Annotated in this window: 9 protein-coding genes; 1 reads left to right on the top strand and 8 read right to left on the bottom strand. The window is 29.4% G+C overall.

Going from position 1 to position 15,096, the window contains the following annotated elements:
- Positions 1–10: 10 nt before the first annotated feature.
- The 5 genes from ACZBKJ_RS00460 to ACZBKJ_RS00440 form a co-directional block, all read right to left on the bottom strand.
- The gene (locus tag ACZBKJ_RS00460; RefSeq protein ID WP_463198925.1) at positions 11–520 is read right to left on the bottom strand and encodes a SixA phosphatase family protein; all 510 of its coding nucleotides are present in this window, start codon (positions 518–520) and stop codon (positions 11–13) included.
- A gap of 42 nt (positions 521–562) precedes the next feature.
- A complete protein-coding gene (locus tag ACZBKJ_RS00455) occupies positions 563–1,906 on the bottom strand; it encodes an NAD(P)H-dependent glycerol-3-phosphate dehydrogenase (protein WP_463198924.1) in 1,344 nt (447 codons plus the stop codon).
- 51 nt (positions 1,907–1,957) lie between these two features.
- On the bottom strand, positions 1,958–2,539 hold the full coding sequence (locus ACZBKJ_RS00450; RefSeq protein ID WP_463198923.1) for a nitroreductase family protein: 582 nt from the start codon (positions 2,537–2,539) through the stop codon (positions 1,958–1,960).
- A 63-nt stretch (positions 2,540–2,602) separates the two neighbouring features.
- Complete coding sequence (zapE, locus tag ACZBKJ_RS00445; protein ID WP_463198922.1) at positions 2,603–3,712, bottom strand: cell division protein ZapE; 1,110 nt, start codon at positions 3,710–3,712, stop codon at positions 2,603–2,605.
- A gap of 46 nt (positions 3,713–3,758) precedes the next feature.
- Positions 3,759–4,421 (bottom strand): alpha/beta hydrolase, encoded by a 663-nt coding sequence (locus ACZBKJ_RS00440; RefSeq protein WP_463198921.1) that lies wholly within the window; start codon positions 4,419–4,421, stop codon positions 3,759–3,761.
- A 207-nt stretch (positions 4,422–4,628) separates the two neighbouring features.
- On the opposite strand from ACZBKJ_RS00440, the gene ACZBKJ_RS00435 reads away from it, so the two are divergent.
- Entirely contained in the window at positions 4,629–4,991 is a 363-nt protein-coding gene (locus ACZBKJ_RS00435) for a hypothetical protein (RefSeq protein WP_463198920.1), read from the top strand.
- Here the strand turns inward: ACZBKJ_RS00435 and recD are convergent.
- Genes recD through ACZBKJ_RS00420 form a run of 3 tightly spaced genes read right to left on the bottom strand, consistent with a single transcriptional unit; the run spans position 4,978 to position 15,043 of the window.
- Positions 4,978–7,035, bottom strand: a complete 2,058-nt coding sequence (recD, locus tag ACZBKJ_RS00430; protein WP_463198919.1) for an exodeoxyribonuclease V subunit alpha — start codon at positions 7,033–7,035, stop codon at positions 4,978–4,980. The genes ACZBKJ_RS00435 and recD overlap by 14 nt on opposite strands.
- Positions 7,036–7,043: 8 nt before the next feature.
- On the bottom strand, positions 7,044–10,898 hold the full coding sequence (locus ACZBKJ_RS00425; protein ID WP_463198918.1) for a UvrD-helicase domain-containing protein: 3,855 nt from the start codon (positions 10,896–10,898) through the stop codon (positions 7,044–7,046).
- Positions 10,899–10,921: 23 nt separating this feature from the next.
- On the bottom strand, positions 10,922–15,043 hold the full coding sequence (locus ACZBKJ_RS00420) for an exodeoxyribonuclease V subunit gamma (protein WP_463198917.1): 4,122 nt from the start codon (positions 15,041–15,043) through the stop codon (positions 10,922–10,924).
- Positions 15,044–15,096 lie beyond the last annotated feature (53 nt).

The following is a 15,096-nucleotide window of genomic DNA, read 5'->3' as shown; positions in this document are numbered from 1 at the left end:
AATAATGACTCTAAGGCTGAACTGGTATAAAACCCGTTATTTTGGTTGCTAGACCATTAGCAAAAACGGATGTTTTTAACACTTGGCATTCAGCCAATTCAAAATTTTCTGGATGAAGTTCTGTTAATATACCAACCAACTTTGCGATAATGGGCATATGACACACAATGACAATACAACGTTCTGGGAAATTTTCATGGTCAAAAATTTGTCCAAATTCACGTTCTATTAGATTGGCAATATCCAAAACAGCTGCTTTAGGGTCATCATCAGGTGTGATACTATCTAAAAAGGTAAGTTTTGTATTGTGGTTCTGAGTTGTTAAATTTCTTTGTAAAATTTCGGCAGTTTGTTTGGCTCTAATATATGGACTGCTGATAATTAAATCAGGTGCAAAATTAGCTAGAACATAATCGGCGGTTTGTTTAGCTTGTTTTTGTCCAAAATCAGTTAAGGCGCGATCAGCATCATCAGCACAGTAAGGGGCAGCTTGCCCATGTCGGATAAATAATAATTGCATGATAATTTCTCAAATAGTAGCTTAATCAAAAGATCGGTTATTCTAATTATTGTTCTTTATGCCAATGGTCTTTTGGGTTTTGGCATCTTGACTGGCTCTTAAGACTTCTGAAAATTCTTTAGAAAGTTGCTCATTGCTAGCATCATGTGGCATCACAAATTCTACGTCACTGCGAAATCCCGTTTCCATGAGATTGATTGCAACACCAAGTGGTGCTTTATTTTCATACAAAACCATATATAAAGCATGAGTAATTGGCATATAAATCCCAAGTTTGCTTGCTTGTTCATGTACTTGTTTAATGGTGTTAACTCCTTCAGCAGTTTGCCCAAGTTTGGCAATAGCATCTTCTAAAGGCATACCTTTGCCCAACATATTGCCAATTTGATAATTACGGCTAAGAACCGAGTTGCACGTTGCGTATAAATCACCTACGCCAGACAATCCTAAAAAAGTCAAAGGGTTGGCTCCAACCGCCACACCAAAACGGCTCATTTCTGCCAAGGCTCGTGTTAAAAGCATAGCTTTGGTATTTTCGCCAACTTGATAAGCATTCGCCATGCCCATCGCAACCGCATAAATGTTTTTCAGGGCGCCGCCAAGCTCAACACCTTTAACGTCATCAGACGCAAATACACGAAAAAACGCACTATGTAGCGCGTTTTGCACACACAAACGCAAAGATTCTGATTCGCTAGCAATAACAGTTGCTGTTGGCATATTATCCATAATTTCAGCAGCTAAATTTGGACCACTTAAAACTCCAAAATTCACTTGCGGCAGCTCTTCTTGAATAATTTCACTCATTAAACAAAATGATTCTTTTTCAATGCCTTTGGTTAAGGAGATAACAGCTTGATGAGTAATGTAAGGAGCAATGGATTTTAAGGTTTCACGTACTGCAGAACTTGGAACAACCACAAAAATTAAATCTTGACCTTTTACTGAATTTGCTAAATCATGACTGAATTTTATTCTTTCATCAAGTTTATGGTTTGGCAAATATTTTTTATTAATATGAGTTTTTTGCATCGCTTTGGCCGTACGTTTATCCCGAACCCATTGTGTTACTTGACAACCGTTTTTTGTTGCAATATTTGCCATGGCTGTACCAAAACTACCACCACCCAAAATTGCAATACGTAAAGGCAAAGGGATATTTTTGACAGTTGCATTGATTTTTGTATTATCAACATCAGTCTTTTTTATTTTTTTTGCTCTGACAAGTTGGGCAATATTTGCCAAAATACCTTTGTTACCGTCTTTATCTTCTAAATTATTTTCAAAAGTTTCTAACTGCTCTTCTAGTATATGTTTTGCCTCATCAATTTTATTACTAGCGGCATCCACCATTTTTTGAACTTTAAGACTTTTTGGCAATTTCATAACTCAACCTTTATTCGTTCATTTGTTAATATAAACTCAATATTTAATAACTTATTTAATGGTACTTATAATTTGATTTATATATTCTTGGTTAATTTTTTCTCTATTTGGTAAGACAATATCACTAGAACCAATATAAATAAATCCACAAATGATATTATCATCTGATACCTTAAAAAATTCTTTCACTAGTTTTTCATTAGCCAAATCACCAGTTCGCCAAATGCTCTTATAGCCCATTGATTCTAAGGTCAGTAGTATATTTTGAATTGCTGCGCCGACGCTTAACAACTGTTCAAATTCTGGGACTTTATCATGTTGTTTAAAATTTGTCGCAACTGTAATAATCATTGGCGCGCGTTTTGGCATATTTGATAATTTTTTTTCTGCAATTTCATCAAGTGTCTTGTTTTCTTTTATAGCTTTTTCTTTGCCCGCTTTTAATAAAACATCCCCAAATTTATCTAAATTATCTTCAGTTAAAATAGATATTTGATAAGGAACAAGTTTTTTATGGTCTGGAGCAGTTAAAGCGGTTTCTAAAATAATTGATAATTCTTCTTTATTTGGTATTGGTTTGTTTAAATTTCCAATACTTCTTCTTGATTGTATTAGACGAACAATAGAATTCATGACTTATCTCGCTTTTAAAGTTTATTTTTATTTTAACCAAGTTCAATTAATAATATTTTTAATTTAGTCTAATTTGTGTTCCTGGGATAAATATTCTTCTGATTGCATTTCAAGAAGCCTAGAGCGAGTACGCTCTATTTCAAAGGCTAATTTTTCACCTTGATAAATGTCTAAAATGGATTGTTCTGCTCGCATCAGTAATTTTACCTTCCTATCATAAAATTCATCAACCAAATAAATAAAGCGTCGAACAGGGTCCATAAGATTGTCATTTAAATCAGGTGTATTATCAATTAAAACGGTATTAAAATTATTAGCAATCTCAATAAAATCTGCAGCTGATCTAGGCTGTAAACACAATTCTCGAAAATCAACAAGTAAAATAGTTTCCGTGCGTTTTTTAATAACAACTTCACGTCCACCAACTGTAATTGGGTCAGTAAAAACACTTTGATTGGCAGATAGTGCTTCAAAACGCTCATTGAGCCAATTATTAGTTTCTTGAGATAAAGGTGATATGTATAATTTTGCTTGTTTTAATAGCCTTAATCGATAATCAATACCAGCATCAATATTCATAACTACTGTATTTTTTTCTACTTGAGCAATAGCAGGTAAAAATCGATCTCTATGAATGCCATTTTTATACAGTCCTGATGGCTCGATATTGGATGTTGCAACCAATGTAATGCCTTTTTTAAATAGCATAGTAAATAAATCACCCAAAATCATTGCATCAGATACATTAGAAACAAAAAATTCATCAAAACAAATAACGATTGCTTCGTTGTAAATAATATCTGCAACTTTTTCTAAAGGATTACTCTGCCCACGCAGCGCGACCAATTCTTTTTGGACTCGCTGCATAAAGTGATGAAAATGCAGCCTCATTTTTCTTTCTATTGGTAGACTTTCATAAAACATATCCATCAACCAAGTTTTTCCACGACCCACCCCACCCCACATATATAAACCTTTAGGTGGTGAATTTGTTTTTTGTTTGAACAAACTAGCAAAGAATCCTTGATTTTTTGAATTATTAAATTGAATAATTTGATGGTATAAATTATCTAAATATTTAATTGCATTTTCTTGAACTTCATCGTGTTTAAATTCACCACCAGAAAGTGCGGTTTGATATTTTTCTAATGGACTTTTTTCATTTATTTTCATAAGTTTTTACCTTTAAATGATGACTAAAGATTAATTAAAATTTAAGTTAGGAGTTACTTTTATAAATATCTTCTAAAACATTTTTTAAGTCTTCTTGTTTTCCATTAAAAAAATGGGTTGCCCCTTCTATTTTAATTGATTTTAAACCAAATAATTCAGAAAATTTTTCTATATTATTTGGGTTAATAAATTCATCTTTATTTCCATAAATAACAAATGTATTTTCCCTATTAAATTTTAATCCTTCCGGGTTATTTTTTTCAATAGATGGAGCAACTAAAATTGTTTTTTCTAATTGAATGTTTTTATAATTATTTAATTTATTTTCTAGCATCTCATTACTTAGTAAACAAGCAATAAACCCGCCAAATGAAAAACCAGAGATGTGTAAATATGCTGCATTTGTTTGATTGATAGCCCAATTTAATACACAAAGCGCATCAATAAACTCTCCTTGACCATACTCAATATTGCCACTTGATTTTCCAACACCACGATAATTAAAACGCACAACGTTGATATTTTTATCACGGTAGAAACGATACAGGTTTGTAACTACCTTACTTAGCATATTTCCGCCTACTTTGGGATTTGGATGGCAAATAATTGCAAGATGTTTACTATTTTTCCAAGTGTAGTTTACTTCTAAAACAGCATCTTTGGCAATGTGTTTTGCTGGAATCAATATTGTTGGTTTTTGGATCTTCATTAGTTTAATTTTGACTTTTTAAGATTGTATAAAGAAAAATTTGTTTATTATATCATTTTTATTTGGTTTGTTGATTTTTTGTTTAATGTTACTTTTTGTTAATAAGATTTAAATTAATTTGACAAATTTTTACAAATAAAAATTTTTCTTTATCTTACTTTTATTATAATTTCTAGTAGTTTTCTTTTCTTTTGGAGAAAAAGGATTATGTTAAATAAATTTTTGGTTATAATGGGCATTGTTGCATCGATTTTTACTTTATCGGGCTGCCAAAATACGCCTATATCGCCAGTAATTCCTAAAGCAGACAGTACTTTTGAGACTACAGGCTTAGGTTCAACCAAGGTTAAGGCGCAACATGCTGCTATGCAGAGTGCCCAGAAACAGTGTGGGCACAAAACGCCAGTTGTGATTAGTGACAAGACAACTTATAATGGCGTGGTTGATGAAAAACTTGGACGAGTGATTGACCAAGGGGCAGCGGTACTAGGTACAATCATTGGAGTTGGTAAACCAAGCTTAAGTCGCGACGATGATTATGAATTTTTTATTAAATTTAATTGTCAATAATTCCACAATCCCCTATTCTTTCAAATTCTTTTAACCCTGTATATCTTTTGGTTTCAGTGTTAATTGATTTTTCCAAAGCTGATTTAGTACTGTATATTTTCACTTGTTTTTTTGCACGAGTAATTGCAGTATAAATCAGCTCTTTAGATAGGATTCTTTGATTATCATCATTAAATGTAATGGCAACTGTATCAAATTCCGAGCCTTGTGATTTATGTATAGTAATGGCATAACTACTTTCAACAATATCATCATCAAACATATGTATTGGAAATATTTTTAAGGATTTTTCGTAAAAATATACAGCCAGTTGATTACTTTTTCTTCCATTTTGTAGGCAAATTCCAATATCGCCATTAAATAAACCCAAATCATATCTGTTTTTTAATACCATCACTGGCCTTCCATGATACCAAGAAAATCTGGAAAATTCTGGTGATAACTCTAAATAATCTCTATGAGCAATTTTAATATAATGATTTATTGAGTGGTCTCCACAAATAAAAGAGTGAGAAGCGGTTAAAATACGATACTGATTTAGTGATTTATTTAGTAAAGTTAAATAATTTTTTTGTTGTTCTTCATCCATTTGAAAAAATGTATTTTTTATTTGTTTGGTTAAATAAAAATAACTATTTTCTCCATCATAATAAGGTTTGAGCAAATCATCATAAAAGCTTTTATCATTATCAGAATTTATATCCTTAAAAAACAAATCACTGCTGGTACTTATAATATTTTGAAAAAAATCAATATCAATAAATTCTTTTTGGTTAATCAAGTGAGCTAATTTTCCTATTCCAGATTCATTATTAAATCTCTTACTTTGTATTAGATTTGTTTGATTGTTCTTTAAAATATCTAATTTACATAAATCAAATAATACAGAACCGGCATCAACAGCCGATAATTGATGAGTATCACCCAATAAAATAATTTTTGATTTTGGTTTAATTGCCATTAATAAATTTTTGGCAAGTTCAATGCCAAGCATAGATGCTTCATCAATAATAATGATTTCATAAGATAAAGGATTATTTTTATGGTAGTAAGGCATACCGTTATTGCCAATACCAAGCAATCTATGAATTGTCATTGGTTCTGGCAAGGAGATATCATTTTCTTTAATTGCATTCTGCAAAGATTCTTTCATTCTCTGACCAGCTTTTCCTGTCGGCGCAACAAGTGCCAAATGAATATTTGGATTTTTATCATAAATCATTCTAACCATTTGAGCAATTGTAAATGTTTTACCTGTTCCAGGTCCGCCAGTAATAATAGAAATTGAATGATTGCAAATATTTTCGATAGCCTCTATCTGTTCTTTATTTAATTCTTCAGTTAAACTTCTTTCTATATCATTGAATGTACTTTCTGATTGACATAAATTTTTTATTTCATTAAATAATAGTTTTTCTGCATGATAGATACGATTTAACCATATAATAGCTTTATTTTCTTTTTCTTTGTAATTAACAATAATTACCCGATCATTTTTTTGACAATTTACCGAAAAAAAACAATTATTTTTTAATCTATCAATAAAATTTTTTAATGAATCTTTTAAAATATAAAAACTTAAATAATAAAATCTTAATAAAGATAAATAAATAATATAATATTCATCTATTATATTTTTTATTTCCGTACTATTTTTTTTATCACTATCTTTGTTTATCTTATTATAAAGACTATTCTTAAAATTAAATTCCAAGTCTTTCATAATAATATTTATTTTTTCTTGATTTTTTCTTGATTTGTAAAGTTCATCTGAAAATTCTAATATGCTTGAATAAGATATGACATTATCAAAATAAGATAATGTAATCGTTATGATTTCCTCTAGCCAATTAGAATTTGAAATTAATAATACAGTATGACCTTCGTTTAAATATCTAGTTAATAAAAAATAAAACAAATGAAAAATATTATTATCAATTTCATGAATATAATTATTTTCAAATATTAGATTACTATGAATATTAATATTATTATTAATACGTTTTACAATATATTGACTAATTGATAATTCTTCGATATTCATTATAAATCCTATTTTTTACTAACAAATAAGCCATCTAATTGATAAATTAAATCTATTGGAACATCCCAATTAATACGACCAGAATCATGAAACTCTTTATCTACCCCACGTAAAAATACAAACTCTATTGCTCCTAAATATTTTTTTTCATTACCTTGGTAATCTTTTATTCTTAATTTTAATAATTTATGTAGTGCTAACTGATAAATACAAGCCTGAAGCCAGTATCCTTGAGTATTCATAATATATGATAAATTTTTATGATGATAATCAGATAAATATTCACTTACAAAATTTGATTTATAGTCAACAATATAAAACTTACCTTGATACTCATAAACTAAATCAATCTCCCCTTTTAAATATTTATAAATAAAATCACTATTTTCATCATTAATAAAAATATTCTTTCCACTATTGTTTAGAATACAATTTAATTTTTGAATACTAAAATTATCATTTATTCCCAATAAAAAACTCATTTCTTTAATACATTTTCTTTCATCCACATCATAAATACTGATATTAGATGATTTCATAGGAGTGTGATAGATTTGAATTAGCCACTCAATTAATTGCTGGTGATTTTCCTGATAATCTTTATCGTATTCTTTAGCAATGTTTTGCTTTTTGATATATTGACTGATTTTATTACTAATATCATCCTTATTATGAATATTTATCTCTTGTAGTAATTTATGTAAAAAAGTACCTACATATTTTCCTTTTTCAAAATTTAATCGGATATCATTTGGTTTATATGCTATATTTGTATTTTCTATATTTTTATTTTTTTTAATATATTCAATTACCTCGTTTTCGTCATCACTGATTTTTAATTGATTAATTAATGCCGATGCACTGGTATTGACTGTACCAGAAAAAATATCTTTTGTAAAAATATTTTTCCAATGATGATATGTAATTTTTTCTTGATTTGTTTTTTTATTCTGATAAATTTCTGAAATAAAATCTTGACATTTATTTAAATGAATCTGACCAATTTGGCTAGTAAGACGACTTGGAATATTTAATTGTTCTTGCTGATTAGATTCAAGCCAAGAATATAAAGGACAGCCATCCATTTTATTTTTTTTGATATTTTGATTAGCGATAATGAAAGTTTGCTCTGAAGCACGAGTTAGTGCAACGTAACTTAGTCTTCGTAATTCATCAATATCTTCATGACGATTTTTTTCTATATACCTTTCATTTGCAGAAATACATCTTTGTATTGTATAGTCCTCTTTATGAATATAAGTATAAAACAATTGCTTATTGTTAATAATAGAATCATCTAAACCGAATATATAAACGATTGGAAATTCCAAACCTTTAGAACGGTGAATAGTCATTAAATTTATACCGACTTCGCTTGGTAGTGGCAATTGTTTATAAGCCTCTTCTTCATTTTTTGATTTTAGCATTTTTTCAAACCAAGACATAAAATGCAATTCATGAACATTTCTAAGCGCTTGTTTATTACTCATTAATTCTATCAACTGCCATAAATCTGCAATATATCTTTCATTATATTTTGCAATTTGTTTCCATAAAGTATTTTCTTGGTTATTTAAATTACCTGAAAGTGGATTATTTAACAAGCAATAGTTTAATAAACTTGCAATACCAAATCTATTGAAATTATATTTTGCTTTTTTTAAGTAGGTAACAAATTTATTATAATAAAAATCATTACTAAGGATAGTATTATTTGCTTCATTCAAATCTAAATTAAAAAATGATGAAGTTAATAGCAATGATATTTTATTTTTATTACTATTATCCATAACTGCTAATAATAATTTATGTAAATCTTTTGCAGCTTGAGTTGAAAAAATATTAATTGATTTTGGAAGTACTGAATGAATATTCCATTCCTGCAAATGATGCTTAATTTTTATTAAATTATCATGGTTCCTTGAAAGTATGGCAATATCATTTGGAACTATTCTTCTTTTTATTCCATCAACGTCAATAAATCCATCCATATTTAATATACTATTAATATGTTTTGCAACTGATGAAAATACATTAACATCATCATTATCATAAAATAAAATATTAATTGTTTTATCTGTCAAATAATCAGGAATGGTTTTATTTGTTAAATGATTCTGCCATGATAAAATCTTAAGGTCTTTTTTAGCAAAAATTTCCTGATAAAAAATATCATCGCCCAATCTTGCATGATTTTCATTATTTGTTTTTTGGTTGTCATAAAACCAATTATTTAATGCTTTAATCATTTCTGAGTTGGAGCGATGATTGACATTTAACGTTAATGATGAATCCAAAATAGGTAAATGATTTAGCTGGTTGGGATTTTTACCATAATATTTCGCCTGATTATAGTTGGCAACGTCTCCACCACGAAAACGATAAATAGCCTGTTTAGGGTCACCAACCAGCAGTAAAAATCCTGGTTTTGTTCTTTTTTTCTCTTTATCTCGTTGCTCTTTTAAGTCTTGAAGGTAGATTAATTTAATTAGATTAAATTGTAAATCACTAATATCCTGAGATTCATCAATTAATGCAACTGGATATAAAAAACGAATATATCTTGTGAGTTCTTTATTATCTTCTAGTGCTTCATTTAATCGAACCATTTGAAATGTAAAAGTACTTTGATTTTTTTTCTCTAAATAATTTTTCATTTCCACTTTTACAGTTTTAGCAATTTCACTATATAAATATATTTTGTATTTATCTCGAACAGATTTAATATCCTTTAATAATTTATTTAGTTTTTTTAGATATAAAATTGGTAATTTATGAAATTCATCTCTTGATTTTTCATATCCTTTTTTAAATAATTTATCACTATCTATTTCGTCAAGTTTTTCTATTAGATTTTTTTCTTCTTTTGTTATAAATTTTATGAAGCCAATCTTGTAATCATAAATCTTTTGAATAATACTTTCTAATAAATAAAAATTATTTGAAATTATACCTTTTTTAAATCCGCACGTTTCCGTACAATAATTAGTATCGTAATAAGGGTTAAAAACAGATAAATCTTGATTTAAAAAATCTTGAATAAAATCATTAATCCATTTAAAATAAAAATCATTAACTTTTTCTACTTTGTCAATATTAGCGGTATAAAAATCTAAAGATAATTTAATCAATTTGACAATGGATGATGTATCACTAAATATTGATTTATCTATTATTTGATAGAGTTCTGGCGACTCTTGACTTAATGTATATCTAGATTTTCTAAGCTCATCATGAATTAAAGAATGAATGATATCACTATAATCATCAATAATTTTAGTTTCTGTGTTATAACTAATTTCAGAAGAAAACTCTTTTAGCCATTTCTGAGCAAGGCTATCTATTGTTCCAATAAATAACTTATCCAACGTAGATAATAACAATGAAATACGTCTAATAGTTAATTCTAGTATATGATTTTGACTGTCTGTTAATAAAAATTTAATTAAATGTAAATTAATTGCATCGTCATATTCTTCAATTTCTTCCTTAGAAGCAATGTCTTTAATTTCATTTAAAACATCATCAATTGAAATATTTTCATCAACCCCTAAAGAAAACCAATTTGGATATTTTTCTTTTTTTGATTGCATCCAAATAAGGTACTTACAAAAATTATTTAGCCTTTTTTGCAATCTTTCTTGCATTTCAGCAGCAGCCAGCCGTGTAAACGTTGTAGCAATAATTTTCTCTGGAGGATATTTTTTTTCAACTAACAGTCTTAATAAAATACCCGTCAATGTCCATGTTTTCCCAGTTCCTGCTGATGCTTCTATTAAATAACCATTTTCCAAGTTGCATGAGATAGCTGGTGAAATGTTATTTTGTGAATTATTTAGTCTGATATCAAGTTCTTTGTTCATAACTTATTTTATTGAATTTAAATTTATTTAATTGGTTGTAAATTTTTTACCATTAGCTCAAAAAGCGGTTTTAATAATTGAATATGGCGGGTAATTATTGATAAATGATTTTGATGATTAGATAACATAATTTTCCACGTTTCATGCATACTGCATTGTTCATCAATAATATTTTGATAATCCTTTGCCAACCACTTATCAAAATTTTTTTTATCATCAATAAATTTCGATTTGTCATCACTTAAACAATAATTAACGCTTTCACGAATTGTAAAAATTAGTGGGATTTGTTTTAAAATTTTGTCTATAACCATCATATTAAATAAATAGGCTTGTGCTATTTTATAATGAATGGGCACGATTTTAAATATTTGAACATTTTTATAATCTGTAATATCTTGATTCTGTTTATTAAAATGCCAAATACTTACACCTTGATTATTTTTAATATTCTGATTATCTGTTTTTCTAGCAATTTGCCAAATCAAATGACAAATCCAAAAGCTAAATAAATGGGTTGATTTCGCTGATTTTGGTAAAATATTTATCCAAGTATCGCTGTTTATGCTTGGTATATTTTCTGTAATTAAAACATTTTGTTGATTAAAATTTAATGTTATGCTTTGTTCATTAGTTTTGGTAATCAAATCATCTACATCAATATCGTGACTTTTTAAGATATTAAAAAATTCAGTTCTTTCTTGATTAATCCCATCTATTTTTTCATTCAGAATATCAACTCTTGATAAACCAACAGGAAGTAAATTATCATAGTAAATTGAATTTAATTTATTAATAAATATATTATTTTCTAATTCTTGTTTATTTTTTGAATTAATTATTTCTTCTGGATAATTAATCAATGCTTCATGATTTGTTAATTTAATATTTTCTAGTATTAATTCTTTTAATTGATAACTTTCCAAAAAACCCAGTGTTAATGGTTCATTGGGTTCTTTTTCTTCATTTTCTTTTATTAAATGTATTTTATCATACAAGTAAGCGTAAGCAGGGTTTTTTATACTATTAGTTATTTTTCTTGATGATACATTATTATCAAGGATTATGTTAAATAAATTAGTGAAATTAGAACAATGTTCCGCAAACTGTTCTTGATATTGCTCAGATTTCACCCAATTTTCAGCAAGCTCTAATGTTTTTTGTAGATGGTTTTGTATGTTTTCCACCACCGTGATATCAGGCAAATTTACTAAATTCTTATTACCTATAGGTTCATTTTTATCCAAGATATCGCGAACTTCTTGCCATAGTTGAGGCGGCGGCAAATTTGATTGTTGATAATATTTTAATTCCATTAATTTTTTCTTTAAGTAAGTTTTAATCTGTTGCTTGATATCATCCGTTTCTTTTAGATAGTTCTCTGGAACATCTTTATAAAAAACTGAATAATCAAATGCAGTAGCACTGTGATAAGTAACTAAATAAGATTCTATCAAACTAGGCAATACTTCTTGAAAAGCCTGTGTTATTTTATCATCATCTGCATTTAAAGAACCCTCAACCAGTGGCGTCTGCCAGCGTGCTTCCGTTTTAAAAAACTGCAACAGTTCACTAACGGGTGAAGCTGGCAATAATAAGGTCTGTCCATCTGCACTAACACCATTATAAAAAATCAATACCCTATCTTTTGTGCATAAAATCGCATCCAAAAATGCTCCATTATCATCGTCTTCGTTGTAACGGTCCCCACGTTTTTTAATACCAGCACGCATCAAATCCAAACGCACCGCCCTATCTTGCCTTGGAAATGCTGATAAATTCATATCTAACATTACTGTCAATCCAAAGGGAATGCTACGCAATGCGCCAAACCGAGCAAAGGTAATTACATCGGTAGGTTCAGCTTTAATAGCCTGAGCCTTGACAGTTTGAGTTAAACTATTTAATACAAACTGCAAACTTAGATGAATGTTATCTTTTTTATTTTTTATTTTTGCATCCTTATGATATTGTTGATAATTTGCGTTAGCCCGTAAATCTGACATCATGGAATTTTTAGTAGCAAAAATTGCATTTATAGCTTCGGTTTGATTAAATCGAGCAAAATAACGATTGATAATATTTTGTTCAATTTTATTTAAAATTACTTCAATTCGGTCAAATTTATCATAATCATATCGGTTAGCATCTAGCCCCTGATGGATTTTTGTCAAAACATTTATCACCTTTTGGTCGGCTAAAGTTACCGTTTGCAATGGTAATACCGCTTCTACAAACGCATCTTTTTCCCATTTAAATGGATGCAGCGCTGAGCTTGAACGATGATTCGTTGGTGCTAGCAACCCCAAAACCATTCTATCTAGTGCATAACTAAAGCTATAACGGTAATCCGCATCACCTTCAGCCAAGGTTTTTTTCAAATGGCTTTCATCAAAACCGCGTTTAAATCCAGCCTCTGTTAATAAATCACAGCCTCGTTTTATCTCATCAAAAGTTAAGTAAAAACTTTCATATAAAGCTGGTGTCATAAGCCACTCATATACTTCTTCTGCATAAAATCGAGATGAAGAATCGCCAACCAATGTATAAAATCCTGAGATAGCAGTCAAAAGCTCATCAATATTTTTGTCAGTCGTACCTGTAATTTTAATTGGTAAGGTTAAACCATCTATGCCAACACCTTCTGGAAAAACCGCCCGAATAAGTTCTTCATTATGATTCACATCAGGCAGTAATACAACCACATCCGCCAGTGTACTTTTGGGATTTTCATTTAGATATTTAGCAATCATAAGGCGTGCAATTTCTAATTGGCGCTTTAGACTATGACAAGCATGAATTGATAAACTATCTATCTTATCCAATGGTAGAGTAATTTTTGGACGCGATTTTTGATTTAGATTATTAAAATTATCATATTGAAGCACGCTTAATAAATCAGCGCCTAGAGTAGTTTGGGCATTGGTTTGATTCTCCCCAAGCATCAAGATATCTTGTTTTAAACGATCAAGTAATGTATCTTTTTGACACACTTTAAATTCATCATGCCACACTATCTGCCACGCCTGCTCTTTTTCATCAGCGCCGCCTGACATGTCAGCAAGCATGGCAAAAGTTTCTCGGCTTTCCTTACCTAAACGTGAAAGCAATCCATGACCATAATCTTTTAAATAGACACTTTGAGGTTTAATGATTTGTTGAGTTAATAACCAATTTTTATCCACAATGTCCGCCCAAAACAACATTGACGGGTTAAAATGGAATAAAATCACATCCAAGGATAGCGATAAACGTTTTAAAAAATCCAACTCTACCTGAGGGATTTGCTGTACAGTAAACAAATAAAGTCGTTGTGGTAAAATTTTTTGGGCAAATAGATTTAAATCTTTTTTTTCTTCTAAAATTTGCCAAAATCTATCTTCTAGTTTTTCACGATACAGATAAGTTTGTCCAAACAACTGATACCACAAATAGCCAAGTAGTTTTTCCAAATTTAAATAATAATCCCAAAGCCAATCAGGTATTTGATTATCATTATCATCATTGATTGTTTGAATACCATCAGAACCAATGGTATTAAATTCACTGTGCATTTTTATTTTGTCATTCATCATCTTTTGCACTGCTTGTTCCAATGATTCGCCCTTTGCCCATGCGAGCAGCCATTTAGGTCTATGCGTTAGATAACGTACATATATTCGTGCCAATTCATCACACGCCTGCCAAATTCTATTTTCTAAAAATTTATTCTCTTGTTTGTCATATAAAGGCGTTAAAAGAAAAGCTAAAGGTTCATTTTCATTTTCCAAAATATACGTTATGCCTTTATCTTTGATTTCTTGATGTAAAAACCCAAAAATCCGCCAGCGTATAATAGATGCTGACAGTACTGCTACCTCAGGTACGCGCAACCCATCTTGATAAGCTTTATCAAAATCTAAAGTGTGTTTTATCATATCCCATTGATACTTTCCCCAAAATTGGGCAGTAAACAATGTGCTAATACCCAATCTAGATGCCACTTGTTTATTGAGCCACTCACCTAGCACCATCGATGGCACAATTACAGTGAATTTATCAAACACCAAATCGCTTAACGATAAAGTTGAGGTAGGATTTTGGTAAAATTCTAATAATTTATTGACCAAAATATCTGGGTCATTAGATTGGATAATATGAAACATAGTCTGATTTTTAATAACAATTTTTATCTTAGTTGTAGATTTTAATGTCTATT

Source organism: Moraxella sp. I5G, from assembly GCF_055193055.1.
This window is presented reverse-complemented; position numbering and strand designations above follow the sequence as displayed.

Excerpts from the sequence above, each read along its gene's own strand:
- ACZBKJ_RS00450 (WP_463198923.1), bottom strand. The coding sequence starts at position 2,539 with ATGAATTCTATTGTTCGTCTAATACAATCAAGAAGAAGTATTGGAAAT.
- ACZBKJ_RS00455 (WP_463198924.1), bottom strand. The coding sequence starts at position 1,906 with ATGAAATTGCCAAAAAGTCTTAAAGTTCAAAAAATGGTGGATGCCGCT.
- ACZBKJ_RS00420 (WP_463198917.1), bottom strand. The coding sequence starts at position 15,043 with ATGTTTCATATTATCCAATCTAATGACCCAGATATTTTGGTCAATAAA.
- ACZBKJ_RS00440 (WP_463198921.1), bottom strand. The coding sequence starts at position 4,421 with ATGAAGATCCAAAAACCAACAATATTGATTCCAGCAAAACACATTGCC.
- recD (WP_463198919.1), bottom strand. The coding sequence starts at position 7,035 with ATGAATATCGAAGAATTATCAATTAGTCAATATATTGTAAAACGTATT.
- ACZBKJ_RS00460 (WP_463198925.1), bottom strand. The coding sequence starts at position 520 with ATGCAATTATTATTTATCCGACATGGGCAAGCTGCCCCTTACTGTGCT.
- ACZBKJ_RS00435 (WP_463198920.1), top strand. The coding sequence starts at position 4,629 with ATGTTAAATAAATTTTTGGTTATAATGGGCATTGTTGCATCGATTTTT.
- ACZBKJ_RS00425 (WP_463198918.1), bottom strand. The coding sequence starts at position 10,898 with ATGAACAAAGAACTTGATATCAGACTAAATAATTCACAAAATAACATT.
- zapE (WP_463198922.1), bottom strand. The coding sequence starts at position 3,712 with ATGAAAATAAATGAAAAAAGTCCATTAGAAAAATATCAAACCGCACTT.